20 protein-coding genes are annotated in these 25,322 nt (G+C 68.3%); 1 reads left to right on the top strand and 19 read right to left on the bottom strand.

Features of this window, described 5'->3' with window-relative positions; translation table 11 throughout:
• Nucleotides 1–5 precede the first annotated feature (5 nt).
• Nucleotides 6–671, bottom strand: coding sequence for a hypothetical protein (locus ACN6LD_RS27475; RefSeq protein ID WP_445044601.1), 666 nt, complete (start codon nt 669–671; stop codon nt 6–8).
• Nucleotides 672–993: 322 nt separating this feature from the next.
• The gene (locus ACN6LD_RS27470) at nt 994–1,518 is read right to left on the bottom strand and encodes a hypothetical protein (RefSeq protein ID WP_445044600.1); all 525 of its coding nucleotides are present in this window, start codon (nt 1,516–1,518) and stop codon (nt 994–996) included.
• A gap of 457 nt (nt 1,519–1,975) precedes the next feature.
• Here ACN6LD_RS27470 and ACN6LD_RS27465 point away from each other — a divergent pair, with 457 nt between their 5' ends.
• Nucleotides 1,976–2,314, top strand: coding sequence for a helix-turn-helix domain-containing protein (locus ACN6LD_RS27465; protein ID WP_445044599.1), 339 nt, complete (start codon nt 1,976–1,978; stop codon nt 2,312–2,314).
• Nucleotides 2,315–2,828: 514 nt separating this feature from the next.
• Here ACN6LD_RS27465 and ACN6LD_RS27460 read toward each other — a convergent pair.
• The 17 genes from ACN6LD_RS27460 to ACN6LD_RS27380 form a co-directional block, all read right to left on the bottom strand.
• Nucleotides 2,829–6,518: a P-loop NTPase fold protein gene (locus ACN6LD_RS27460; RefSeq protein ID WP_445044598.1), complete on the bottom strand. Its 3,690-nt coding sequence runs from the start codon at nt 6,516–6,518 to the stop codon at nt 2,829–2,831.
• Nucleotides 6,519–6,936: 418 nt separating this feature from the next.
• On the bottom strand, nt 6,937–7,332 hold the full coding sequence (locus ACN6LD_RS27455) for a hypothetical protein (protein WP_445044597.1): 396 nt from the start codon (nt 7,330–7,332) through the stop codon (nt 6,937–6,939).
• Between the two features lie 122 nt (nt 7,333–7,454).
• The gene (locus ACN6LD_RS27450) at nt 7,455–7,919 is read right to left on the bottom strand and encodes a hypothetical protein (RefSeq protein ID WP_445044596.1); all 465 of its coding nucleotides are present in this window, start codon (nt 7,917–7,919) and stop codon (nt 7,455–7,457) included.
• A 39-nt stretch (nt 7,920–7,958) separates the two neighbouring features.
• Nucleotides 7,959–8,204: a hypothetical protein gene (locus ACN6LD_RS27445; RefSeq protein ID WP_445044595.1), complete on the bottom strand. Its 246-nt coding sequence runs from the start codon at nt 8,202–8,204 to the stop codon at nt 7,959–7,961.
• A 34-nt stretch (nt 8,205–8,238) separates the two neighbouring features.
• Nucleotides 8,239–9,153: a carbohydrate kinase family protein gene (locus ACN6LD_RS27440; protein WP_445044594.1), complete on the bottom strand. Its 915-nt coding sequence runs from the start codon at nt 9,151–9,153 to the stop codon at nt 8,239–8,241.
• Nucleotides 9,150–10,592 carry a glycoside hydrolase family 32 protein gene (locus ACN6LD_RS27435; protein ID WP_445044593.1) on the bottom strand — a complete coding sequence of 481 codons (1,443 nt, stop codon included), beginning with the start codon at nt 10,590–10,592 and terminating at the stop codon, nt 9,150–9,152. The genes ACN6LD_RS27440 and ACN6LD_RS27435 overlap by 4 nt, the downstream gene beginning before the upstream one ends.
• A 134-nt stretch (nt 10,593–10,726) precedes the next feature.
• Nucleotides 10,727–11,932 carry a glycoside hydrolase family 1 protein gene (locus tag ACN6LD_RS27430; RefSeq protein WP_445044592.1) on the bottom strand — a complete coding sequence of 402 codons (1,206 nt, stop codon included), beginning with the start codon at nt 11,930–11,932 and terminating at the stop codon, nt 10,727–10,729.
• Nucleotides 11,933–11,979: 47 nt separating this feature from the next.
• Nucleotides 11,980–13,173, bottom strand: coding sequence for a glycoside hydrolase family 1 protein (locus tag ACN6LD_RS27425; protein WP_445044591.1), 1,194 nt, complete (start codon nt 13,171–13,173; stop codon nt 11,980–11,982).
• Nucleotides 13,174–13,217: 44 nt separating this feature from the next.
• Complete coding sequence (locus tag ACN6LD_RS27420) at nt 13,218–14,708, bottom strand: glucoamylase family protein (protein ID WP_445044590.1); 1,491 nt, start codon at nt 14,706–14,708, stop codon at nt 13,218–13,220.
• 83 nt (nt 14,709–14,791) lie between these two features.
• Nucleotides 14,792–15,991 (bottom strand): glycoside hydrolase family 1 protein, encoded by a 1,200-nt coding sequence (locus tag ACN6LD_RS27415; RefSeq protein ID WP_445044589.1) that lies wholly within the window; start codon nt 15,989–15,991, stop codon nt 14,792–14,794.
• A 50-nt stretch (nt 15,992–16,041) separates the two neighbouring features.
• Nucleotides 16,042–16,932 carry a carbohydrate ABC transporter permease gene (locus ACN6LD_RS27410; RefSeq protein ID WP_445044588.1) on the bottom strand — a complete coding sequence of 297 codons (891 nt, stop codon included), beginning with the start codon at nt 16,930–16,932 and terminating at the stop codon, nt 16,042–16,044.
• Between the two features lie 10 nt (nt 16,933–16,942).
• Nucleotides 16,943–17,908 carry a carbohydrate ABC transporter permease gene (locus tag ACN6LD_RS27405; RefSeq protein WP_445044587.1) on the bottom strand — a complete coding sequence of 322 codons (966 nt, stop codon included), beginning with the start codon at nt 17,906–17,908 and terminating at the stop codon, nt 16,943–16,945.
• 3 nt (nt 17,909–17,911) lie between these two features.
• Complete coding sequence (locus tag ACN6LD_RS27400) at nt 17,912–19,180, bottom strand: sugar ABC transporter substrate-binding protein (RefSeq protein WP_445044586.1); 1,269 nt, start codon at nt 19,178–19,180, stop codon at nt 17,912–17,914.
• A 248-nt stretch (nt 19,181–19,428) separates the two neighbouring features.
• Nucleotides 19,429–20,541 carry a LacI family DNA-binding transcriptional regulator gene (locus ACN6LD_RS27395; RefSeq protein WP_445044585.1) on the bottom strand — a complete coding sequence of 371 codons (1,113 nt, stop codon included), beginning with the start codon at nt 20,539–20,541 and terminating at the stop codon, nt 19,429–19,431.
• Between the two features lie 357 nt (nt 20,542–20,898).
• Nucleotides 20,899–21,381: a hypothetical protein gene (locus tag ACN6LD_RS27390; protein ID WP_445044584.1), complete on the bottom strand. Its 483-nt coding sequence runs from the start codon at nt 21,379–21,381 to the stop codon at nt 20,899–20,901.
• On the bottom strand, nt 21,374–23,542 hold the full coding sequence (locus tag ACN6LD_RS27385; protein WP_445044583.1) for a hypothetical protein: 2,169 nt from the start codon (nt 23,540–23,542) through the stop codon (nt 21,374–21,376). The genes ACN6LD_RS27390 and ACN6LD_RS27385 overlap by 8 nt, the downstream gene beginning before the upstream one ends.
• Complete coding sequence (locus tag ACN6LD_RS27380) at nt 23,539–25,293, bottom strand: hypothetical protein (protein WP_445044582.1); 1,755 nt, start codon at nt 25,291–25,293, stop codon at nt 23,539–23,541. The genes ACN6LD_RS27385 and ACN6LD_RS27380 overlap by 4 nt, the downstream gene beginning before the upstream one ends.
• Between the last annotated feature and the right edge of the window lie 29 nt (nt 25,294–25,322).

The raw sequence follows: 25,322 nt of genomic DNA, 5'->3' as shown, positions 1-25,322 counted from the left end.
GCTGGTCAGCTTCCTTGCTGGCTTGGGGCCTTCGGTGTGAGGGACGCGAAGACCGTCCTGTAGGCACTCATCAAGGCGATGAACTCGACGTCGGGCAATGCGGAGAGCTGCTCAGCGGACGCGTTCATCAAAGGGTCCAGAACTCCCATCGGACCCGAGGGCCCCGGGCCGGAGGGCGTGGCAGTCTGCTGCTCGGCAGGCAGGGTGAGACGCCCCTGCTCGTCGCGGTCGAGCAGTAGGGCGTACGTCATCCATTCCGTCAGATACAGGCCGCGCTCGAGCGGCCCAGGCCGGTCGGCGCACAGATGGGCGGCAAGCTCCGCCTCCTCCAGTGGGCCCGATGCCAGCAGCCGCTGGGCGCGCTGCTGGAACCAGGTGCCCTGCCAGTGGTCCCGCAACAGGAGCCGGGCGCGTGCCGAATCACTGGACCGCAGCCGGGCCAGGGAGTACCCGAGCTCGGTCAGTGCCCACGCGCCCCGGCCGGGTTGGAGGATCGCGGCGTGTGTGAGGAACCCGGTCGCTCTGCTGATGGTCTTCGGCGTGATGCCGAGTCGGGTGGCAAGAGCCTTGGCAGTCACGGGGTGGCGCTCGGGGCCACCCAGATCGGCCATGGCGTCGACCACCTCGAGCTGGCGGCGCGGGGTGAGGCGCTCGGTTGGAAGTACATTCAAGTACTGGGATCCGGGGATGGTCACAGGCTGCCTCCCGCCGGTGCGGAGGCGGACAGCGCCGGAAGCGGTATGCCGAGACAGCCGTCAGGGGAAGGCAGGAAAAGAGTCATTTTGGGCCCTCAAATAGTGCGCGAATGCAAGAATTTCCTAGCGAGGGCCTGGCAGGGACAAGCGGGCATGACGCTGCAAGAACAGGCGGGCATGCCTTAAGGTGAGTCCGATGCGTGGGCCCTCAGCTGACGCGTCGCGGGCGCCGCTGGAAGATCGCCAAATATTCCGGCGGCGCCTTTGTGCGCGTCACTAGGGTGATGCGTTGTGATCTCTATCCGTCCGCCTGATAGTCCTCCGGAAGCTTCAGGAGACGGTAGACGCTCCGACGGACGAGCTTCACGGAGCCGGCCTTGTGTAGTTGTGACAGCGCTGAACGGATCGCGCTGTTGGTGGTTCCGGGCCGCAGGCGCTGCACATTCCCGTAGATCGCGTGGAGCTCGGTGTCTTTCTCCGGCTCCAGTGTGTCCACGATCAGCTGCATGACTGATCCGGGCCTGGGACTCGTCGGTGCTGCTGGTTCCGCCGCGGGTGCGGTGTCGGATTCGGGCTCGGCGGTGTTGTGCTGCGCGCCTGCCAGGTCGAGATCGGCTGCATAGGCTTCGGCGGCCTCTACCGTCGCCATGACCGCCGCGTGCCGCTCTGCCGCGACACGCTGAGCCTCACGCGCTTCCTGCAGGATTCGCTCAGCTTCGGCGACGGCCGCTTCGGCCCGCAGCCACCGGGTCTGCTCAGCATCCGCGATCTGTCGCAGTCGGGAGATGAGCGGCTGTGTGGGCCCGCTGGTCACGTTGCTCAACACACCCTCCTCATCCGCATCCGAAGCGACTTGCGGCACACCCTACCTGTCCCCGAAGCGGAGCGCACTCAGTGCCTGAATCATTGTGAAGCCAGATGCTTCTGATGACCCATCACATCTTGCAGAGCGGCAGATGGAGCCCCATGAGGGACTGTGGGATCCGTTCGGAAAACTTGTTTCTGGTCAGCTTTAAGAAAGTTGACGTCACGTCAGACAACGGTGTTCCAACTGCCCTGTCTGACTCGATATTTGACGATGCAATCGGCGCCAGAGCGATAGTCGGCGCCGGAGCGCCCTCGTCGGCGGCAGCTGCCCGTAGAGCAATCAGGAAGCGGAACATTGGGCCATGCGCCGTACGGAGCGCTCTGTCGAGTCGGGTGGCCCTGGCCGTGCCCGGCGGTCCAGGACAGCCCGCGGGCCCGCCGAAGTCACCTCTGCCACGTGGCACGATCGGAACATGCCGCGCAGTAACAACGACAAGTACCCCCTGTTCTACGTAGCGGACGGCACCTGGCCCGAGGTGATCCTCGCTGCTGACGCTCCGCTGAGCGCCCACTGCGGCCTGCTGCTCGCCCGCGACCTGAACCGGACGATGCGCTCCCGTGGTCTGTCCTTGAGGAGCCTCGCCGAGACCGCCCGCGTCGCTCACTCCACTGTCGCCCGCGTTCTCAATGGTGACGTCCTGCCGGACATCGGCACCCTTACCCGGCTTGAGGACGCCCTCGACTTTCAGCTGTGGCCGGGACCGTCCGCTGTCAGAGCAGCCGCTTCAGGTCAGGGATTCCCTCAGGGGTGACCGTGAGTCCGCGGCTGTTCTGTGAAGCCGTTGTCGTACCGAGCATGGTGAACGTGAGGGCGGCGGCTGAGACGGGAGATCGTTCCGCAGTCGGGGCATGAAGGGATCGCTCACGGGCCCGCCCGTTCGACCTCCGGCTTGGCTTCGCCGTCCAGCCCTTCAGACGAGCCCGTTGTACGCCGCGATGGCGGGGCCGCACACTGCCCCAACGCTACTTCGAGACGGGTGAGTGTCCCCATATCGAGTGAAACCATGCCTCGGGGCAGTTGACTGATGGTTGAGCACGAGACCCCCTTTCGTCCCGAGTGCTCTGAGTCCGACCTCCGAAAGCGCGATCGCCTACGCCAGGTTCCGCACGAACGCGGGGCGCAGTGCGCACTGACACGAGCGCTCTGGATGAGCCAAGGCGGTATTACGCCGACAACCTGGTCGCCCGTGTGCTGTAGAGGGCAGGGCGACGGAAGCCCGCCCTGGTGGGTCCTAGCCTTGGGCGCGACCAGCCACCACTGACGCCTCAGTTGTCGTTGCTGCGGCTGATGCGTTCGCGCAGTTTCAGCAGTCCGGTGCGCTCGGTGGAGTAGCCGACGGCCTTCAGCGCCTTGATGCCGCGCTGTTCGAGGCTGCTCCACTTCTTGGCGCTGGCTTCGACAGCCGTACGCACGGCTTTGCCCATTCCCTTGGGGACGGATTCCATGAGCTGCGGCAGATAGGACAGCGCGTGTTCGGCGGCTCCCTGGTTGGCCTCGAGCATCGGGAGGAGGATTGTCTGGAGCAGGTCGCGGCGGGCGGCCGGATGCGTGATGTTCGCGGCCTTCCACAAGTCGAGAACGGCGCGCCGGTCGGGATTCTTGGATGCACGGGCGAATCTGTCGGCCAGCAGCTCGGCGGCGAAGGCGTCCGGGAGCGACGGCCATCCGGCCGCGGTCAGTGCCCGCTCCGGCAGCTGAATGCTTGGGCCTCCCAGCAGATCTTTCCAGAAGCCGGCCTGCTCCTGGGCGGGCAAAGCCGCCAACCGTGAGGCCACTGCCTGAAGCAGCGTCGTGTCGGTCTGAAGGAGAGATGGTTTTCGCAGGCATGCCGATATGGCTGTGAGCAGGTCTGAGGTGGCAGGCTCTTCGAGCGCGATCCACGCGGCCAGCGTTTCGCCGGCACGGTCGGGGCGTTTACGGGCGTGGTCAGCCATGGAAGCCGCCGATGGCAGTGCCTCCAGAGTTACCCTGGGGATTCCACCCGTCAGCAGGAGATGGCGCGCACGGACCCTCAAGTGGGTGTGTTCATGTCCTGGGAGCCAGCCCGAGTCGTCAAGGGTGCCCACCAGAGAGCGGGCCTCCTCGGGACTGAGCGGATGCGTTACGGGAGAGCCCAGGTCACGCAGGCAGTCGTTCATGACCGACTCGATGTAGGCCAGGAGGGCACTGTCCTGCGAAATGACCAGGTCATCCCCATTGTTGAGCAACTCAGTGAGCGCTGCCGCTTGATGGTGAACGAGTGCCGTGCGCTCCAGCAGGCCGCTGTTTTCCAGCGGCCCAAGTGCTTCGAGCAGTCGCATCTGCTCGGTGGCTTCCTCATCGGTCGAGGGCAGGGACAGCGACCGCAGGACGAAGGGCGTGATTTGCGGATGCCGATTGGGGGGCTGGTGATCGAAGAGCCGCATGAAGCTGTCCGCGATGCGCTCTACCTCGGCGGGTTCCAGAGGATCGTCAGGGTCGCTGGCTCTCACCCACAGGTTCTTCAGCAGGCTGTCGAACTCCGCGGTCATGTCGTCGGTGGATGAGTGCGGGTCCAGCAACCCCAGCCACGTCGGCCACTGGTCGGCCGAACGTCGAAGGGCGCTCGACAGCACAGCGCGTATCAAGGCCGTTTCCCGCACCGTGGGGATCGTCGCTGTGTGTCGCCCCACGATGTCCCGGCCGCCTTTGCTGCCCAACGCCAGCAACAGACCCACGACGGCGTGTGCTGCTCCGGGGCATGCCTCGCACCAGTGTTCCAGCAGCCCTTCCAGTCTCCGGAGTGCCTCGGCTGGAGATACCGGCTCAGGTTGGGGCTGCGACGCGACGACTCCGGGCTGCGCCTGCGCTGCAACCCATTCCGCATGCTCCTCGACCAGCGCTCGCAGTTCTTTCGCGGTGTGAGGGCCGACCTGTGTCATGAGGGTCGCGGCTTCCGAGGGAGGGAGCCCGGCGAGCAGGCCCACCATGTCCTCTTCCTCGCCCAGCAGATGTCGGGACACCAGCTCCGGCACATGGTCGGGGGCCGCTGCGAGAGCCTGTTCGACATTGCGCACCACCATGGCGGCCACCGAGGCGTTCTGCTCGACCGAAGGGTGTCGCAGCACGATCGTGCGCAGCTCCAGAGCAGCTGGCCGGTCACTCGCCAGCGCCAGTCGCCAGCAACCGGCCAGCACCTCGTCCGGCAGTTCGTGGGGGGAGTGCGTCAGGATCGGTGTGACTATCTCGACCGCTGTGTCCGCCGTACTGTCCAGCGAGATGGCTGTGTCGCCACAGACTGCCAGAACGGCATGGGCGACGTTCTCCTCCTCCAGGCCGATCGCGTCCCGCGCCTGTTGCGTCAGCAGTCTCAGTGCGGCAGGGCGCTCGTCGGTGGGGAGGCCGCCAACGGACGACAGCACTGCGTCCAGCTCGGCGTTCTGTGCCTGTTGCTCCAATGTCTCGGCCAGAGCGGCGGGCAGACCGAAGACGCTGCCGCTGGTCTCCATGAAAATCAGGTCACGACTCGGGCCCGGTACCTTCCGGGTCCGGTTGAGGTAGGACACGAGTTGCTGGCCGTGGCGCTTTCGGATGTTGGTCGACTTCTCCTCTTCGTCCTCGTCGCAAGTCTCAGGATCGCTCAGATGCTGGTCGACAGCGGCGTCGAGGTTCGCGTACCGTCGCGCGGCTTCCCTGACCTGTTCTCGCACATGAGGGCCCAGATCGGCCTCAGGGTCGGCGTCCAGTGCCAGGACGTACTCGCACAGCCGGTGGTCGAGCAGCAGATCTCTGGTGAACAGAGGGAATTCCACCCGGAGGCAGACCAGCTTGGCGATTTCCTCTACTCGTGTGATCGGGTCAATCTCCAGCAGACCGTCCACAGCCCGTCGCTGGGCCAGCCGGTACGTCAGTGCGAACGTGTTGAGCAGTGTCTTCACCCGGCGGGGGCTACGCACGTGCGAGGGCACGAGGACGCTCACCACCAGATTGACGTCCACGGCTCCCCACACGCCGCCCCGCCCGCGCACCAGTTCTGCGGCAAAGCTGGTCACCTTCGGTACCAGCAGTGGGGGGAGACTGATCTGATACTGGAAGACCTTGTCCAGGTAGCCGCTTCCACTGCTGTAGTACGGGTTGATGGCGTCCGCGGGCGTGGCCTGTTCCAGGGCCTGGGTGAGCGCCTCTTCCAGGACTTGTTGGTCGGCGGCCACGACGAAGATGCAGCCGTCGACCCCCAGAAATGTACGCAGGGCGTTCAGGGCCGCCACCACATCGGAGGGGGTACAGCGGTCCAGCTCGTCGACGAACACGACCAGACGCTTGGAGCCGGAGAATGAGACGAGGTTGGAGAAGATCTTCTCGAACTGCTCGTCGCTGTCGGCTGCCTCTGTTTTGTGCTCGCGGGTGAGGGTGCGCGATACCAGAACGGCCAGAGAGGTCAGCAGTGCCGCTGGCGCGATACCTGCCTTCAGTGCTTCGGTCGCTACGTCGGCGAAAGCGGGCCGGAAGGCCCCTCCGCGCACCCAGGCGAGAAGGGACATGACGACGGCGACGAAGAGGACAACAGCACTGAACATCTGGCCGAACATCTTCAGGAGGCGCCACATCTCGGCGCGCTCGAACTGAAGCTTCACGGCGACTCGCCCGTTGTACAACTCGTCGTGGAAGCGCGGGTCCTTGATGCCCAGGGCGGTGGCGACGGCGATGATGAAGTTCCTGCGCAGCGGGTTCTCCGCGTACTTGAATGCGTCGAACCGCACGAAGCGCACGTCCCGTTGCTTCTCCAGTCGGCCCTTCAGGAGATTGGCCACACCCGACTTGCCTGATCCCCAGGGACCCCACACAGCGATGTTGGTCGGCATGGGGACCGACAGCACCAAATCATGGAGCTGATCGGCTATATGACTGTGAGCCAGGCGATCCCCCTGAGCGTTGTCGACTTCACGGTCCTGGATGAGGTCGTCCGGTTCCAGACGGCTGCTGTCCTCTGCTGCCACTGCTGCCCCACTTTCGGGCTCTAGGTGCCCACGTCCCCCGAAGCCCACGGTTCGCGCCATTGCTTCACCTGATCGGCACGATAACGGGCACCACTGACAACGGGAGGGGAGTGCGCGGTCAGCGGCGCGCCGATGGTGGTGGCGGCGCGTCGACCGGCCTCGATCTCGAACAAGAGGCTGGAGGTCAGCCCAGCGGCTCACGCCGAGTCGGCGACGACCGGATTTCGCTGAGCGAAGAGCGGCACGCTCCGCACGAGGCAGTCCTCGCGCATATGTGGCTGGAGCGTCCGCGACTGCGATGCGTGCTTCTGAACTACACATGTGTCGCAGGGGGGAATCTGAGCTCTGGAGGCAGGCTTGTATGGCCCGCTTCGTTCCCTGCTCTGTCAGCTGGCCCTGTCGTGAGAGTCGGCCGTACTCACGGCGACAGGTCAGGCCCCTCCGCGCTTTCTGCAGAGCCACGTAGGTCCGCAAGGATCCGCCTGATGTCCGCGGCCAACACCGTGGGTGTGGAAATCAGGCCGACTCGAACGGTCAGGGCACCCGGAGTGTCAGTGGAATCAGCCTCCACCAGGTAGCCGACTTCCGACAGGATGCCGAACAGAGCCGCATGCAAATGACGTCGAGCGGCCTCGTGTGCACGGTCCGCCGCGCCCATGGGCCAGCCTCGTAGCTGTTCGTCGGCGGCGGCGCGACGCAGACTGCGAGAGGTGAACCACTCCACGCCGACCGAATCACCGCGATCGGTCACCATCATGCCGTGGGCGCGGTAGCGGTCGTCGGTGTCCGCTTCGGGCAGTCCTGCGGCTGCCAAGAGGGTCCGAACTTCCAATCCCAAGGGGCCGCGCGTCGGAGACCGGCGTCGGTGCTGAGGACTTGGCACGGGGGACTCTCCTTTGCTCTCTGACAGCCGGCGTCGGGCCGAGATGTACGTGGTCACTCAACGAGAGTGATGACACCATCAGGAATCCATCCCTCAAGGTATCCGCGCAGAAATGATCCGAGCTCGCGTGGATACACGTCAAAATCCTCGTCCTCGACATCGGACAGAGGATGCCAGACGTAGTCGGCTTCCAGAGAGGAATGGGTGCGAGCGCGAAGGCTTAGCCGACGCATTCTGCTGTGACGGGCAATGAAAATGCGGGTCATGCCGCACGGTTCGCCTCGTTCCGACAGCGGATCGACCCTGCCGACTACCGGAGTGGCCGCAAGGAACCAGTGAGAGAAGAGCGTGTCCAGAACGTGAATGACGGAGAACCTGGACGGCTGAACACGGATCACTCTTGCCTCTACCGGCCGCCAAGAACTCTCGCCGTGAATTCGGCATAGCAGCACCCGTTCCTGGCGGTCAATCACAGCCAGCACGGTTGATGACGACTTCTTTCGGAGTGCGCTCCTCATGCGCTGAGCGTCCGTCAGAACCGGTCCGCATGCCTGCGCTCAGCCGCAAGCGAATGAAGCCGAAAGCAACCAGGCGATTCGTTGAAGTGAGATCCCAGTGGCCCACCAGGAGATCACTCCGGAACGCATGCCCCTCATGATGTCCACCAGGTCCTGGCGGGCGTCGAGTTGCAGCAACTGCCCGACCTTCTCCGGCAGGGTCATCCGGGCCACCAGATCCTCGACCCGCGCCGCCACGGATGCGCGCGGGTCCAGGTACATCGCCGGGTGGATCGAGTGTTCCAAAACGAGCTCCAAGAGCGTTGGCTGTGCGTACGTCTCACGCCGGGGCGAGAGCGGAGTCGATCTCGTGGCCGGTCGGCGGCCGCGCGCCGGCCCGGCTACAGGCGAGCGCGCCGCCGACGGCACATCGTCGAAGAACCGCCCGCAGCGCGTCCGGGGTCGTGGGGATGCGTACGCCGTCCGGTGTCATCAGGCAGTCGAGCAGGGATGCTTGGAAGGCGTCTCCGGCGCCGATGGTGTCGACGACGTTCACGGCGGGCGCGGGCACGGTGATGTGGTGGTCGGCTGTGATGGCCGTGGCGCCGTCGGGGCCCTGGGTGATGACGACCAGGCGCGGGCCGAGATCGAGCAGGACGCGGGCCGCAGCAACCGGGGCGAGGTCGGGGTACAGCCAGGTCAAGTCCTCGTCGCTGGCCTTGACGATGTCGGCGACCTCAACGAGCCGGGTGACGGCCGAGAGGTAGGCGGTGCGGTCGGGTAGGGCTGCGGGGCGGACGTTGAGGTCGACGGCGACCGCGCGGCCTGGGCGGCCGTGCAACTGGCGGCAGGCTGCGAGGACTTGTTCCGCTCCGGGGGTGAGGACTGTGGCCAGCGAACCGGTGTGCAGCAGCGTCACCTCGGGGTCGAGGGGGATGCCGGTCGGGTCCCAGGCGGGGAGGAAGTCGTAGGTCGCTGAGCCGTCGGCCGCGTCCACGTACGCGAGTGCGACCGTGCTGCGGCCGGAGGCGCTGGGGAGGCGGCGTACCGGCACGCCGGTGGCGGCGAGGTGGGCGGCGATCAGGGTGCCGGGCGGGTCGTCGCCCCAGCAGGTGGCCAGGGTCACCGGTCTGCCGAGGCGGTGCAGGCCGAGGGCGACGTTGGCGGGGCTGCCGCCGGCGTGCGGGGTGAGCTGGCCGGCGCCGGTGGGCCAGACCAGGTCGACCAGGACTTCGCCGATTACCGCGATGGTCATGCCGCGTCTCCTTCGGCCAGGTCCGATTCCGTGGTGAGCGGCGACAACTCCCATGCCTCGACGGTGTAGTCGAGATCCCCGCCTGCCTGGATGCGCCAGGGGTCGTCGCCGGTGGGGTAGAAGCGCAGGGTGAGGGTCTGTCCGGTGGACAGGTACAGCTCGGCCACGGAGTGGTCGACGATCAGGCGCAGTTCCACGGTCTCGGTTGCCGCATCGGGCAGGGGCAGCCGGTAGGAGCCGCCGTGTGCCCGGGGGTCGAGGGAGGCGTGGTCGCGGTCGACGACAAGCTGCCGGGTTGCCGGGTCGATGCGGATGTCGAGGTGTTCGCTGTCGTCGGCGGTGGTGACCAGCCGCAGGACCGGCTCCTCGGATCCGGTGGCTCTCAGGCGGGCGGTCAGGTCGAAGCAGCGCTCGACCTGACCGAGGTCGACGGGTTCGTACGACGTGCTGCAGCCGTTGGACTTCAGCGTCTGCGGGCCGCGCAGGGCGAGGAGTTCGCGGGCGGGTTGCTGGTGGATCGTGCCGTCATCGGCGAGGGTCAGTTCGCGCGGGAGGGTGAGGAGGCCGGACCAGCCCCACTCGTCTGCCCAGTCGGGGTCGCGGGCTTCCCCGGCCCAGCCCCACAGCAGCAGTCGGCCGTCGGCGGCGGGCAGCAGCGCGGGGGCGTAGAGGTCGGGGCCGTAATCCAGCGGCACGGGGGCGGCGGCCGAGAACTGCCCGTCGCGCACACTGCCCAAGAGGACGAGCGTGCCGCGCGGTCCGTCCTGCGGGTGCCAGTCGCTGACGATCAGCGCGCCGCTGCCCGCGCCGAAGTCCGCGTACTGCGGGCACTCCCACCCGGTGTCGGGAACGTCGCCTGAGTCGCTGGTCTCACTGGTGAGGAAGGGCCCCTCGGACGTCCACTGGTCGAGGTCGTCCGAGGTGTACAGGTACGCCGCACCGCGGCCGTCTGCGAGGGCGGCGCCGACGAGCATCCGCCAGCGGCCGTCCTGGCGCCACACGTACGGATCGCGCCACATGATGGTGCCGTCCGGTGGCTCGGGGATCACCAGCTCGGGGCGCTTGGTCCAGCTCAGGCCGCCGTCGTGGGAGTCGGCGGCGGCGATCGACTGCCACCAGCGGTCTTCGCGGTGGGCGGAGTAGAAGGCCACCAAGCGGTCGCCGTCGCTGACCGCGTTGCCCGAGAAACAGCCGTCGGCGTCGTAGCCACCGGGGGTCGGGGCGAGGGCGGGCGGCAGCAACTGCCAATGGGTGAGGTCCGGGCTGCGGAAGTGGCCCCAGTGGATCGTCCCGTGGCGGGAGCCGTGCGGGTTGTACTGGAAGAAGACGTGGTAGTGGCCGTCGTGGAAGACCAGTCCGTTGGGGTCGTTGATCCAGCCCCGCGGCGGGCGCAGATGGACGGCGGGCCGATGGGGGTCGGAGCCGAGGGGTATGGACATGGTCGGGCCTTTCTTGACGGGAGGGGACTCGCCGTGCACGGTGCGCGGGGCAGGGCGTGGCCGTGCACGGCGAGTGACGGGAGCCGGTGGGGGTCAGGGGTCCCACCGGCTCCCGCGTTCACGGGGCGGACGGGTCAGGAGGCCGTACGCGGTAGTTCGCGGGTGCGGCCGAGGCCGCCGAGCCAGACGGCGGACGGTTTCGCCGTGCGCTCGAAGGTGCTGGGGTCGACTGCGATGAGGCCGAAGGTGGACTTGTAGGTCCCCCACTCGTAGTTGTCGAGGGCGCTCCAGGCCAGGTAGCCCTGGACGTCGATCCCGTCCTCGATGGCGGCGGCGACCTGGTCCAGGGCTGCGGCGTAGTAGTCGATGCGGCGGGTGTCGTCGGCGGTGGCGATGCCGTTCTCGGTGACGATGAGCGGTGTGCCGTCACCGATCACGTCGGCGGTGTGGCGCAGCGCATGCCCCACAGCGGCGGGGTAGTACTCCCACCCCGTCAGCGTCCGCTCGGCGTCCGCGGGGGCCGGGACGGGCCCGTCGGGGCCGATCCGGGTGCGGGTGTAGGACTGGACGCCGATGAAGTCGTCGCCGCGGGCGGCCTCGATGAAGACGTCCTCGCGGGGGTGGGTGTAGGCGACCGTGGCATCCTCGGCGCCGGACAGTGCCTGGTAGACCTGGTTGGCGACGGTCCAGCCGACCTTGATCTCGGAGTTGACGGTCCGTACCGCCCCGACCGCGGCCCGGTGCGCGGCGATGAGGGCGTGGGTGGTCTCCTCGTCGGGGGTGACGGTTCCGCCCGCGGTCGGCCAGGGCTGGTCGCCCGTCCGGGCGCCGGCCGCGAGGATGGCGATCACGTTCGGTTCGTTGATGGTGCACACGTGGCGGACGCCGTCGGCGATGATCGGCGCGCAGGCTTCGACGTACCGGGTGAACGCCTGGACGGCCCCGTCGGCCGTCCAGCCGCCGAGGTCCTCGAACCAGCGGGGGACGGTGAAGTGGTGCAGGGTCACCATCGGGCGCAGACCGCGGGCGAGTGCTCCGTCCACCATGCGCCGGTAGTGCGCGATCTCGGCCCGGGAGAAGAAGCCGCGCTCCGGTTCGATGCGGGCCCACTCGATGCCGAAGCGGTAGTCGGTGAAGCCGAGTTCGGCCAGCAGGTCCATGTCCTGCTCCCAGCGGTGGTAGCTGTCGCAGGCGTCCAGGCTCGGTACCTCGATCTTCGCCGCCGGGTCGTGTTCCCTGCGCCACCAGTCGCTGTTGACGTTGTTGCCCTCGATCTGGTGGCCGGCGGTGGAGGCACCCCACAGGAAGCCGTCGGGGAAGGGAGTCGCGGTGTGCGTCATCGTCTGAGCTGTCTTTCTGGCGTGTGGGGGGCTGAACGTGTTGCGGGCTAGGCGTCGGTGGTGAGCCGGCCGGTCTTGGCGACCTGACCCAGCCAGTGGGCACTGGGTTTGGGCGTGCGGACGAAGGTCTCGCGGTCGACGGCGATGAGGCCGAACGTCGGGCGGTAGCCGGAGCCCCACTCGTAGTTGTCCAGCGCCGACCAGTGCAGATAGCCGCGCACGTCGATGCCGTCGGCCATGGCCTGGTGGACGGCGGTCAGCGCGCCGGCGGTGTAGGCGATGCGGCGGGTGTCGTCGGCGGTACCGATGCCGTTCTCGGTGACGAAGACGGGGACGCCGTCGGTGAGTTTCCAGGCATTGCGTATGCCGTCGCCGACGGCGGGCGGGTAGTACTCCCAGCCCATCTGGGTCCTCTCGACGCCCTCGCGGGGAGGCTTGGGGCCGTCGGGGCCGATGATCGTACGGGTGTACGCCTGGACGCCGATGAAGTCGTCGCCGCGGGCGGCTTCGAGGAAGAAGTCCTCGCGGGGGTGGCCGTAGGTGTGGGCGACTTCTTCACAGCCCGGCTCGGGCTGGAACGCCTGGGTGGCGATCGCCCAGCCCGACTTGATCGTGGGGATCGCGGAGAGCACGGCGCGGCTGCGGCGGTGGGCCTGGACCAGTGTCTGGGAGACCTGCGGGTCAGGCAGGGCGTAGACGTGGTTGGGCAGGTTGAGGTTGGCTCCGCCGATGGCGCCGGCGACGCCGTTCGGCTCGTTGATCGTGCACACCCAGTCCACGCCGTCGGCGACGATGGGCAGCGCGGCCTCGGTGAAGCGGGCGAACAGGTCGACCGCGTCCGGGGACTGCCAGCCACCGAGATCGGCGAACCAGCGGGGGTTGCTGAAGTGGTGCAGCGTGACCATCGGGGTGAGGCCGGCCTCGTGGCAGGCGGCGACCATGCGCCGGTAGTGCTCGATCGCCGCGCGGGAGACGAAGCCGCGCTCGGGCTCGATGCGGGCCCACTCGATGCTGAACCGGTAGGTGTCGAACCCGAGGTCGGCCAGGAGGCGGATCTCCTCGCCGTAGCGGTGGTAGCTGTCGCAGGCGTCCCCGCTGACCTCGGGCAGCGTGGTGCCGGGGGCGTGCTCGCGGGCCCACCAGTCGCTGTTGACGTTGTTGCCCTCGATCTGGTGGGCGGCGGTCGCGGCGCCCCACAGGAAGCCGGAGGGGAAGTGGAGCTCGTTCGGGTTCGGTGGCACGGTGAATCCTTGGTTCAGAGGTGGGGGTGTGTTCGGGCCGGGAGTTAGCGGTCCAGAGGCGTCACGGACATCTCCTCGGCCCGGAAGTAGCGCGAGACGACCTTGCCGACCGGGTCGTTCAGGAAGCGGCGCTGCAGCGGGCCGATGCCGCCGGTGCTGTTGAGCGCGTTGTTGAGGGCGGCGAGGATCATGCCGTGGTCGAGGGCCAGATAGCGGTGTCCGACCGTGCCGGTGACCGGGTCGAGGGCGTCGTAGAAGCCGTACGGGCCGTAGACCTGCGGGTAGGACTTCTGGAGCTGCTCGATGTTGCGGTACGCGGCCTGCGGCAGCACGTCGAGACCGAGGAAGGAGGCGTGCGGGGTGACCGCGTCCTCGCGGTAGTCGGTGTCGGAGGAGCTGGTGCCCAGCTGGTGGGAGCCGTAGGCGGAGTAGTTGCCGGTGTCGTCGGGGGTGCTGGAGGGCGACAGGCCCCACACCTTGTAGCCGAGGGCCTTGGTGTCGTAGGCGATGGTCGCCTTGAGGTAGGCCACGTCGTTCGCGCCGAACGCCCGTGGGGCACGCGCTACTTCGGGCACGAGGAGGTTGGGCATCAGGCCCTCGAAGACGCTGCCGCCCCAGCTGGGGACGTAGTCGATGCCGTCGTAGGAGTAGTGGCCCTGGACGACCTCGAACGTCTTGCCCGTCAGCGGGTCCGCGATGGTCTGCGCGCTGCCCTGCGGCATCTGCCGCTGGCCGAACTGGGCGGGCATGGTGCGCCAGGTGCGCCACCACACGTCGCTCGGCATGGTCCCGGTGCCGATCCCCATGTACGCGGAGATCCGCGTCTCGGTGTTGAGCATGCCGTAGGTGAAGGAGGCCGGGCCCTGGTCGACGGTGTAACCGCCGTACATCTGGCCGGCGTTGACATTGGTGGACTGGTCGCCGTCGTTGTAGAAGACGCCGAAGTCCATGGCGTCCAGCAGCTTGGTGGCACGGTGCGCGAACTGCGGTGCGGCCTGGCGGAGTTCGACGAGGCTCGCGGCGTACCAGCCGTTGTCCACGGTGGAGATGAACTGTCCGGTCAGCGGCTTGCCGTCCAGGCTGGTGCCGCCCGGGCCGGTGATCGGGTCGCCGCTGGTGGTGTCGTACCAGCTGAGCAGGAAGCCGTTCCACTTGCGCAGCTTCTCGATCGCGCCCAGGGCGTCGCCCAGGCGCCGTATCTGCTCGGCGCGCGAGATGAAGCCCAGGTCGTAGGCGCTGATGATGGACCACAGATTGATGCCGATGTTGGTCGGCGAGGTGTAGGTGCCCCGGGCGGGCGTGGTCCCCAGCGTGATGTTGTCCAGCGGCAGATGGGTGTGCTGGTCCACGCCGGTCTTGGCGAAGTACTTCCAGGTGTCCGCCGCGATGGCGCGCAGTCGGCGGCGCTGCCCGGAGGTGAGCGGTGCCGTGTCGTGCGCGGCCGTGGAGGCGTGGGCCGAGGTTGCTGCTGCGCCCATCGCCAGGGCGGCGGTGGCGGTGAGGACGGCTCTGCGGCTGAACTGGTGTCGCGTCATGGAGACATTCCTTCCGGGAGGGGATGCAAGCAGCGCGGATTGGGGTCGGCAGCGGAGCGGGACGGGGCTGATATGGGTGGGGTCTACGGCTGCTGCGGGGTGACCGCGTTGGCGGTTGCCACCTCGCCCAGCCAGCCGAGCGAGGGCTTCGGGGTGCGGACGAAGGTCTCGCGGTCCACGGCGACGAGGCCGAACGTCGGGTAGTAGCCGGAGGCCCACTCGTAGTTGTCCAGCAGGCTCCAGTGGAGATAGCCCTCGACCTTGACGCCGTCCTCGATGGCGGAGTGCAGGCCGGTCAGCGCGCTGCGGGTGTAGTCGATACGGCGCCGGTCGTCGGCGGTGGCGATGCCGTTCTCGGTGACGAATACGGGCACGCCGCCGGTCTTCTCCCACGCGCTGCGGACACCCTGTTCCAGCGCCTGCGGGTAGTACTCCCAGCCGGTCAGCGTCGTCTCGACTCCCTCAGGCACCTGGCGCGGGCCATCGGGGCCGATGAGGGTGCGGGTGTATGCCTGCACGCCCACCCAGTCGTCGCCGGCGGCGGCCTCCAGGTACCAGTCGTCGCGCGCGTAGCCGTACGCACGCGCCTGGTCTTCGCAGCCGGGCTCGGCCTGGAACGCCTGGGTCGCCACCGTCCAGCCCGACCTCACGCCCGCGATGCCGGAGAGCACCTCGCGCGAGCGGCGGTGGCACTCCAGCAGGGTGTCGGCGACCTCCAGATCGGGCTTGGGCAGGGCGTAGGCGACCAGGTTGGCCGGGTCCTCGCCGCCGGCGATCATCGCGGCGATGTTCGGCTCGTTGATCGTGCACACCCACTTCACGTCATCGCCGAGCACCGGCAGCCCGAACTCGGTGAACCGCGCGAAACGGTCCGCGGCCTTCGGGCTGCGCCACATGCCCTCCTGGGCGAACCAGCGCGGCACGGTGAAGTGCGTCAGCGTCACCATCGGGGTCACGCCCAGCTCCAGCGCGGTCTCCACCATCCGCCGGTAGTGGGCGACCGCCGCCCGCGAGAGGTGCCCCTCCTCGGGCTCGATGCGGCTCCACTCCAGGCTGAAGCGGTAGGTGTCCAGACCCGCGTCCCGCAGCAGCGTCATGTCCTCGCGGTAGCGGTGATAGCTGTCGCAGGCGTCACCGGAGGGCTCGACGATGCCGGTGTCGCCCGCGTGCTCGCGCGGCCACCAGTCGTTGTTGACGTTGTTGCCCTCGATCTGGTGGGCGGCGGTGGCGGCCCCCCACAGGAAGCCGTCGGGGAAGCGCAGGTCGTTCGGGTTCGGTGGCACGGTGAATCCCTGGTTCAAGAGGTGGGGGGTGAGATTCGGAAAGTGGTGGACTACTTGATGCCGGTGCTGGCGACGCCCTGCACGAAGAACCGCTGGAGGGCGATGAACAGGGCGACCATGGGCGTGATGACCAGGACGGAACCGGCCAGCAGCAGGCCGTAGTGTGTGGAGTTCTCGCCCTGCGAGTACAGCGCCAGGGCGACCGGGAGGGTGAACTTGTCCTGGCTCTGCGCGGCGACCAGCGGCCACAGGAAGTTGTTCCACGAGCCGAGGAACGTCAGGATCGTCAGCGTGGCCAGCGGCGGCCCGCACAGCGGCAGCACGATCCGGGTGAACGTCCGCACCTGTCCGGCGCCGTCGATCCTGGCGGCTTCCAGGAGCGAGTCGGGGATGTCGAGCATGAACTGCCGCATCAGGAACACCCCGAGCGGTGAGGCCACGAACGGCAGGATCAGCGCCGGGTAGGTGTCGACCATGCCGAGCTTGGCGACCATGACGAACAGCGGCACGAAGGTCACCACGCCGGGCACCATCAGCGTGATCATCACGAGGATGAACAGCAGGCGCTTGCCGGGGAAGTCCAGCTTGGCCAGGGCGTATCCGATCATCGAGCAGAAGACCAGATTGCCCAGCACCGTGAAGACGGCGACGATCACGCTGTTGAAGAAGTAGTGGCCGATGTGCAGGTCGTCGAGCCAGGTCGTGTAGTTGCTCAGGGTCGGCGACTTCGGCAGCCACCCGCTGGGGTCGCGCAGCAGTTCGCCCTGGGTCTTGAAGGAGCCCAGCAGCATCCACACGAACGGCATGAGCGTCGCGGCGAGGGCCAGGGCCAGGGCCGTGTAGGTCAGGGCCCGGGAGCGCCGCGAGGGCACGGTGAGCCCGGCGCCGTCCTGGCGCGTTTTGCCTGCGGACGCAGTCGCGGTGGGGGGCAGGTTGGTCATGGTGGCCGCCTCAGTCCTTCGTCCGCAGCAGGCGGAACTGCAGCACGCTCAGTGCGGCGATCACGGTGAACAGCACATAGCTGGCGGCCGAGGCGTAGCCGTACTTGCCGAAGCCGAACTGGTCGTAGGTGAAGTAGCTGACCGACAGCGTCGAGTCCAGCGGACCGCCCTGCGTCATGACGAAGGACTCCTCGAAGAACTGGAGGTAGCCCACCGACAGCAGGACCGCGCCCAGCAGCAGCGTCGGGCGCAGCAGGGGCAGCGTGATCCGGCGGAAGCGCTGCCACGCGCTCGCCCCGTCCATGATCGCGGCCTCGTGCACTTCCCAGGGGACGTTCTGCAGACCGGCCAGGAAGATGATCATCAGGGTGCCCATGTTGCGCCAGGCGGTCATCACGATCAGCGACGGCAGCGCCCAGGTGGTGCTGTGCAGCCAGTCGGTGCCGCCGATGCCGACCCAGCCGAGCATGGTGTTGAGCAGGCCGTCGGGCTGGAGGATGAACCGCCATACGACGGCGACCGCGACGATGCTGGTCACGACCGGGGTGTAGAAGCCGACCCGGAAGACGGTACGGAACCGGGTGATGCCGCTGTTGAGGGCGACCGCCAGGGCCAGGGCCACGGCCATCGTCAGCGGGATGCCGAAGATGACGACGTACGCGGTGTTGACCATGGCCTTGCGGAACTGCGCGTCGCCGAACAGGTCGGAGTACTGCTTCAGGCCGACGAAGCTGACGTTGAAGGGTGTCTGCGCGTCGCTGCTGCGGAAGTCGGTGAACGACATCAGGAACGACGACACCAGCGGCACGAGCATGAAGACGCCGAAGACCAGCATGAACGGCAGCGCGAACAGCCAGGCGGCCAGCCCCTGCTGGCGCCGTGCGGTCGCGGGGCCGCCCCGGGGCCGGCCTTCCGGCCCCGCGCCCCGGCCGGCGCGGCGCCTGCCGGCCGGGGCGTGTGCGGTGGTGGGGGCCATGGATCAGTCCCCGGTTCCGATGGAGTCGGCGCTGCTCTGGAGTTCCTTGAGAGCCGTGGCGGGGTCGGTGCCCTTCACGATCTTCTCCAGCTGGCTGTCGGCGGCGGCGCTGACCTGGGTCCAGGCGGTGTTGGCCGGCGGCGACTTGGTGTCGTTCAGCTGCTCCTTGAAGACCGCGAGCTTCGGGTCGGCGGTCAGGCTCGGGTCCTCCCAGGCGGACTGGACGGCGGGCAGGTCACCGGTGGTCTTGTACCAGTCGGCCTGAGTGCTCGCCTTGGACAGGTACTGCACCAGTTTCCAGGCGGCGGCGCTGTGCGCGGACTTCTTGAAGACCACCAGGTTGGCGCCGCCGACGAACGAGGTCGCGCTCTGGTCCTTCGGGATCGTCATGACGCTGAACTTCTTGTCGAAGCCGGCGCCGCCCGCCGTGTTGAGCGCGCCGATCTCGTACGGACCGTCGATGAGGACCGGCGCACTGCCCTTGACGAACGCCGCTTCCCGGCCGCCGGGCGTGGTGGAGAGGTTGGGGTCGGCGATGCCGTCCTTGAAGAAGCTCTGGTAGTACTTCAGCCCGGCGGTCATCTGCGGGGTGTCGAGCGTCCACTTGGTGCCGTCGCTGTTCATCAGCGAGGCGCCGGCCGACCAGGCGAAGGGCAGCGCGGACTGGAAGGAGTCGGTGCCGCTGGGCACCAGCGAGGCGCCCCACTTCGCGCCCGCCTTGGTCTGCAGCGCCTTCGTCATGGCCTTGAACTCGGCAAACGTCTTCGGCGCGGTGGCATAGCCGGCCTTCTTGGCCAGATCGGTGCGGTAGTAGACGACCCGGGTGTCCACGTACCAGGGCACCCCGAGCGTGGCGCCCTTCACCACGTTCGTCGCCTTCGATCCCGCGAACATGTCACCGGTGTCGATGCCGCTCGGGACCGCCTGGAAGGCGCTCTCGAAGTCGGGCATCCAGGTCGTGCCCATCTGCGCGATGTCCGGGGTCGTGCCGCCCGCGATCGCGGTCTGGTACTTGGAGTGCGCATCGGCCCACGGGATCGCGGTGACCTTCACCTTCACCCCGGGGTTCTCCTTCTCGAAGCCCTTGAGCAGCGTCGGCAGCTTCTCCCCCTCGGCGCCCTGCGCCCACAGGGTGATCGTGCCGGTGACCTTGCCGGACGCCACCGAGGCCGTCGGCGTCGACGACGCGTCGTTCCCGCTGCGCCCGCAGGCCGCCAGCACCAACGCGGCGGCCACGCACACGGCGGCCGTGGAAGTCCTTCTCAGCACCATCGCTGCTCCTCTCCTGGGAACCGCCAACCGCCCGGGGAGCGGCTGACGGGACAACGGCCGATCTAAGGATCTAAGCGCTTAGATTTGCGGCGTGGTGGGAATCTAAGCGCTTAGAGTCGTGGCTGTAAAGGGTCTATGGCGGTCACGTTACGAGCACGGTCCGGCCGGGGACGCGCAGGTGGGCCCGAGCCCCCGGAAACCGCGAGGGCGGCAGGCAGCCGCCGGGTGTGGCTGCTACCAGGCAGGACTTACGGCCGCGAGCAGCCGCAGCTCTCCCGAACCACCACCTGAACCGGCAGCCGGCGCGACACCGGCGGCCCCGCGGGTTCGGCGATGCGTTCCACCAGTATGTCCACCACGGCACGCCCCATCGCCTGCATCGGCTGGCGCACGGTGGTCAGCGAGGGCCGTACCACCCGGCCCGCCACGATTCCGTCGAACCCGGTGACGGCCACCTGCTCCGGCACCCGCACGCCGTGCGCGGCCAGCGCCGCCATCAGATTCAGCGCCGCCTCGTCGGTGACACAGACGAACGCCTCGGGCAGGCCGTCACCGCCGCCGGCCAGCACATCGGCGATGATGCTGCCGGTGTCGTGCTGGTCCACGGCCAGCCGCGCCAGCGGCTTGCGCGGCACCCGAAGCCCCGCCGCCCGCAGCGCCGCCTGGAACCCCGAGAACCGCTCCTGCGCGTCGGACATGCTCAGCTCACCGACGAATTGAAGGTCACGCAGTCCGTGCTCCACGATCAGGTGCTCCGTGACCGCCCGCATGCCGCCACGGTTGTCTGCGCAGACCGTGCTCAGCACGTCGAGCTGATGCCCCTGCGACAGCGCCACCACCGGTATCCGCTGCGCGATCCGCTCCAGCACGTCGTCGGGAACCGTGCGCGGGAACACCGCCAGCCCGTCGACCCGCCCCACGATGTCCGTGACCACCGTCGGACTGTCCGCCCGGCTCCCCCCGCCGATCAGCAGCGCATAACCGCGCTGCCAGCACTCCAGCTCGACACCACGCTGCACCTCGTCGACATACAGCGGGAACCGGAGGTGTTCCTCGTCTTCATCCCGGACCACGGCGACCTCGCCGCCCTGTGCCGGGCTCACCGAGGCGGCTTCCGCGGGCTTCTCGATCACCTCCTGGCGGAAGTAGTCGAACGAGTACAGACCCAGCGCCCGGGTCCGCCCGTGCGCCAGCCCGCGCGCGCTCGCGCTGGGCACGTAGTTCAGCGCCTCGGCGGCAGCCTCGACGATCTTCCGGGTCTCCTCCTTCACCTTGTGCGGACGGCGGAAGGTCATCGACACGGTCGCGATGGACACCCCGGCGCGTTCCGCCACGTCATAGACCGTTGCAGCCTTCGCCACGTTCCCCGCCTCTCGCCACTGCCGGATCACGTCCCAGGGCAATGTTAAGCGCTTAGACTCGGCCTGCGGATCGCGATCCAGCCGACACGGCCTGCAGGCAATCCCCCTGCGGAGTCGATCAAAGGGGCGGAAGACCGTACGCGGCTGCCGCCCAGAAAAGAGCCGTCGGCTCGCCCATGGCCCGAACCGTCACCGGTCTCATCCGAGAGCACCGTCTCGACCCCCGTGCGACCGCTGCTTTCGCAGGGCATCGCGGAGAGCCTTGACGCGTCCATCAGCCTGCCTGCGACGATCGGCGAGTGTCCGTGACGGCGGCCTGCTTGGGGACTCAGATCGTGCACCCCTTGGGGCAGTAGTTCAGGACGGCAGCGGAAGGCGGGTGAGCGTGCCGTCTGACCTTTGGAGCCCCTCGCGCAAGGCTGCGTTGGCCGCCTCAAGTTCTGCGTTGCGCAGGCTGAGGGTCTGAATGTGGTTGGCGTAGGCGGCGAGAGCGGCTCGGGTCTCCCGCTGTTCGGCTGCGTGCTGGGAACGCAGTGCACGGTCGGCCCGTTTGAGGCGGGCGATCTCGTTGGTGAGGACGTCGGTCTGCGAGCGGGGTGCGTCCGGGGCCTGGAGAAGGCCGGTGACGGTCTTCTCCACGGGCGAGCGGTAATAGGTGGCGCGCGAGATGCCAGCCTCTGTGCACAGTGCGGAGATGGTGAGGGTGCCGTCGGTGTGCTCGGGGTGCCCGGACATGATCCGCTCGAAGGCGTGCACGATGGTCTGGTCGACGCCCTGCCGTATGGCGACGCCGGCGGTTTCCAGTGCGTGGCGCAGGCGCAGAATCGACGGGTCAGTCATGGGCAGGGCTCTCGGTTTCGGGGTGCAGTTCGGCGATGGCGTGGTCGAGTTCGTCGATGTGGATGGTCAGGGCTGCGGTCTGGAGGCGGGACAGGGCCGCCGGGGCGTCCAGCGGGTGCTGGGCTTGGGCGCGGGCGGTGGTCAGGCGGGGCAGATGGATGGTGGATCGGCGGGCGTTGGGGCAGGTCAGGCACATGGTGAGCAGGGGCAGGGGGCGACCCGCGTGCTGGGCACGCTGGGCGCAGACCGCAGTGGAGTGTTGGTAGAAGCAGTCGTTGAGGATGCCCGGGTGAAGGGTCTTGGTCAGGTGCTGGAGCATGGTGCGCAGCCGGGCGGGGCTGGCGGTGATGCCGGGCAGATCGCCCAGTTCCCGGCGGATGCGGTCGAACTCGGCGTTCACGCGGCTGGCGGCGCCGCCGCTGGAGCGGTGGCCGTCGTTCCAGTCGCGGTAGAGGTCCTCGACGTAGTCGAGCTGGGCAATGGCCCGCTCGGCGGCGACCTCGGCGGCGAAGCCTGAGGCTGAGGTGCCTGCGTAGCCTTCGAACAGGGCGAGTTCGGCGTGCTGGTACTGGCGTGCGCCCGCGACGATCCCGAACGGCTGGTGCGCGATATGCCAGGCCAGGGTGCGACGGAACTGCCGTGTGTTCAGCCGCCAGAGCACCGGTTCCTGTGTGTTGTCCCCTTCTGGCTCGTGGGTGTCCTGGGCCGGATCTGGCGTCGCCCCATCGACCGTATGCCAGGGAATGTAGGGGGCCTCCGCCGGGCTGAAGAGCCGGTTGAGGTGGTCGCGGAAGTCGTTCAGGCGTTTGTTGACCGAGCCGAACAGGACGAGATCGTCGCTGGTCATGCCCTTATGGGCGAACAGGTGCGTTGGGTCGTCGTTGACGGCGGCCAGCAGCGCGACGGCCTGGTGGACGACATCGAGCACCACCCACTCGGCTTCGTCACCGGTGAGCTTGCGGCCCTTGAGGACCTTCCCGCGGAGCTTGCGGCGGGGGCGGCCGTCGGGGCCGGTCTCGGTGAATGCGCAGTCGGGAGCGAGTTCACGGACTTCCGCGTCCCGCATCCCGGACAGGTATGCGATCACGATCCAGCAGGCTGTGCGCATATGGACTACTTCGGCGGCCAGTTCTGCAGGGCCAAGTCCCGGTCGCCACGGGAGTCCGGTGCCGGGCCAGGGTGCCATGGCGGTGCGCAGACCGCCTGTTTCGTACCCGATCTCTTCAGCCGCCTCGGTGAGGTACCGGCGGATCTCGGCGGACTTGGCCACTCCAGCCAGGCGGGCGACGAGCGAGGCGTTCGGTGCCTGAACCACCCCGCCAACGAGGGGGATGTGCGGGTAGCGGCGGGCCTGGCCTTCAGGCAGGGCTGGAACACCGCGGCCAGCGGCACGCAACTCGGCCAGATAGGACTCGACACGGGTGCGCGCGGAGCCATTGCCGCCGAAGGAGCGTGGCTTTTGGGCTTCGACGGTCAGCTCGGCGTGTTCGCGCCGGGCCGCCAGGATGTCGGGGCCGGCCGTGGTGACGTAGAAGACCGCGGCCTTCACCAGCGGGGCGATGATGTCCTCGGGGATGCGCTCGGTGCTGTTCTCCGGGTCTCGGACCACTCCCGCCACCGCGTGCCCGGACCGGCCGGGCCACGGGTTGACCATGAGCCGGGCGGCGGTCAGGAACGGGCCATGCGCGAACAGGTGCTTCAGGGCCGTCACCCGCACCGCCGCCTCCTCCGCCGAGACGGACCGCCAGCGTTCCAACGCTGCCTCGAAGTGAGCCGCCGTCGCGTCGCTGAGGCGGGCGGCGCCGACGTCCCGCAGCGTGGCGATGACGATCTTGGCCTTCTGGAAGGTCCCGAAAATGCCAGTGAGCTTCATCGGTGCTCGCCGGACCAGAGCGGAGTTGCCGCGCCGCAGCCGGGAGTAGAGGTATTCGCGCAGCACCAGGGCCACGACCGGATCGTCGAGTGAGGCGAACACGATTGCGCCCTCGCGGGTGCTGCGCGGCAGGAAGGGCCGCAACTCCCAGACCGGGTCGGCGAAGCGCGGCCCGGGTCCCGGGCGCCCCGTAGCGGCCAGGACGTGGTCGGGCAGTACGGGCGCGTCGTCCGGGACACGCCCGGCCGGCTGGGCGGAGAGAGGAAGCCTCGTGGCTGGAGCGGTCATGTCAGTCCCTGGAGGATCTGCCCGGGAAGGTGCAGGGCCGGGTCGTGGCTTTCGGCGATGAGGCGCGCGGTGGCCTGCTGCTCGCCGGTGAACTGCGGCAGGATGCCGGAGGTGATCCGCTCCCAGGCCAGCGCGAAGCGGGCGTTCCACTCCAGCACCGGCATCTCCTCCCGCTGGTCAGTCAAGAAGGCGGCGAAGCTGAAGAGCGCAGGCAGATGACGGGTGGTGAACACCGCGTTCGGGCACTCCAGACAGCCCCACACCGCCACCGGGCACCCCGCGTCGGGGCGGCGGGCGAAGGGCGAGGCGTGGAAGTCCCGGCAGGAAGCCAGCCACACGTCGCTGTCCCCGGACAACGCTGCGCTCACCTGCTCAGGAGGCAGTTCGTCGGCCGACCCATCCAGTCGCCGGCCATCGTTGTCGAGAACAACGGGCGCCCCCAACGCGGCATCCAGGGCCTCGCGCAGCCCCTTCTCGACGGCCTCCTCGTGCAGCGGGCGGTGAGCGTCGATGTTGGCGTAGTGCTTGGCCGCGACTCGCGCGCTGTGGCCCTCGGCGAAGTCCTCCAGCACCCCGCCGGTCTGTTGGTAGCGGCGCGACTTGTAGGTCTTGCGCAGCCGCCGCAGGTTCAACACCGCTTCTTCGCCGGCCGCCTCGAACAACGGTGCCAGGTGATGGCGTTCCAGGAATGCCCGCTTGAAGGCGGCGACGTCGGTGGCCCGATGGCGGCCGAAGCTGGAGATCACCTCTCCGCTGCGCAGAGTGTGCGTCCACAGCAGGTCGGTGCCGGTCAGGCGACGTCCGTGGGCGGTCAGCCGCACCGCCAGGCGGATCAATCCGCCCGGCTGGTGCAGGGCCCCTCCGTCCGTCACCCGCAGCGTCTTGCGTGACTGGCCGTGCGCCCGGTTCTTGACATAGGCGACGCTCACATACCCGCGGGCCGGGTTGACCAGGCAGTCCGCCGACAGCCCACACGCGGCTTCCGGTTCCAGGCCGGTCTGGCACATCAGCAGCACCACGAACGCCACCACGTCGTGCGCCGTCAGGAAGAAATAGCTGTTGAGCCGGCCGATCCCGCCCAGCTCGTCGATCTTGCTCCCAGCGCCGTGCTCGGCGCGCACCGTTCCCGTCAGCGGCCCGCGGCGGGCGATGTGCCAGGCCGCGTTCTCCCGCGTCCAGCCATGCCAGCCTCCGCCGACCGGGTCCTGCCCGGTCGCCGCCAGACGCTCACCGGCCAGCATCCGGTCGCGAGCTGCCCGCACGTCCGCCAGGGCTGCAGCCTGAATTGCCTCGAACACGGCATCCGGATAGGCGTCCAGGGGCCGGCTTCGGCCCTGGCCCGCCTGCGCCGCGGTGAAGCCCAGCCGGGCCTGCATCACGGTACTCAACCGGTCCGGGTTGTCCTCCTGGACGAGCCGCAGCAGCTTCACCACCTGCTGCATCCGCAGATACGGCGTGGTGCTGGAATCCCCGTACCGGGTGACCAGGTTGGCCTCGAAGGAGTCCAGGAGCTCGGGGACCAGGTCCTCCAAGTCCATGCCGCCGGGGCTGTCCGTGGCCTGTGCGAGGTGGCTGACGAACTCGGTCACCGTCTGGGCGTAAGCGTCGGTCGTGCCCACGTAGCTCTGGCTGTTCTCCACTCCCGCCAGCCCCGCCAGTGCCCGCGCCAGATACCGCACCAGTCGTGGGCACGCCAGAGCGGAGAAGTCATAGCGCCGCTCGACCCCACCGGAGAACCCCGCGGTGAACACGACCGGACCCACTGCCGCAACCGGCTCCG

The organism is Streptomyces sp. SAS_272, assembly GCF_052543235.1.
The sequence above is the reverse complement of the archived record's forward strand: the minus strand, read 5'-3'. Positions and strand labels throughout refer to the sequence as shown.

Coding starts and splice junctions, on each gene's coding strand:
- ACN6LD_RS27465 (WP_445044599.1), top strand. CDS start 1,976: ATGCCGCGCAGTAACAACGACAAGTACCCCCTGTTCTACGTAGCGGAC.
- ACN6LD_RS27450 (WP_445044596.1), bottom strand. CDS start 7,919: ATGAGGAGCGCACTCCGAAAGAAGTCGTCATCAACCGTGCTGGCTGTG.
- ACN6LD_RS27440 (WP_445044594.1), bottom strand. CDS start 9,153: ATGACCATCGCGGTAATCGGCGAAGTCCTGGTCGACCTGGTCTGGCCC.
- ACN6LD_RS27435 (WP_445044593.1), bottom strand. CDS start 10,592: ATGTCCATACCCCTCGGCTCCGACCCCCATCGGCCCGCCGTCCATCTG.
- ACN6LD_RS27430 (WP_445044592.1), bottom strand. CDS start 11,932: ATGACGCACACCGCGACTCCCTTCCCCGACGGCTTCCTGTGGGGTGCC.
- ACN6LD_RS27420 (WP_445044590.1), bottom strand. CDS start 14,708: ATGACGCGACACCAGTTCAGCCGCAGAGCCGTCCTCACCGCCACCGCC.
- ACN6LD_RS27410 (WP_445044588.1), bottom strand. CDS start 16,932: ATGACCAACCTGCCCCCCACCGCGACTGCGTCCGCAGGCAAAACGCGC.
- ACN6LD_RS27405 (WP_445044587.1), bottom strand. CDS start 17,908: ATGGCCCCCACCACCGCACACGCCCCGGCCGGCAGGCGCCGCGCCGGC.
- ACN6LD_RS27400 (WP_445044586.1), bottom strand. CDS start 19,180: ATGGTGCTGAGAAGGACTTCCACGGCCGCCGTGTGCGTGGCCGCCGCG.
- ACN6LD_RS27390 (WP_445044584.1), bottom strand. CDS start 21,381: ATGACTGACCCGTCGATTCTGCGCCTGCGCCACGCACTGGAAACCGCC.
- ACN6LD_RS27385 (WP_445044583.1), bottom strand. CDS start 23,542: ATGACCGCTCCAGCCACGAGGCTTCCTCTCTCCGCCCAGCCGGCCGGG.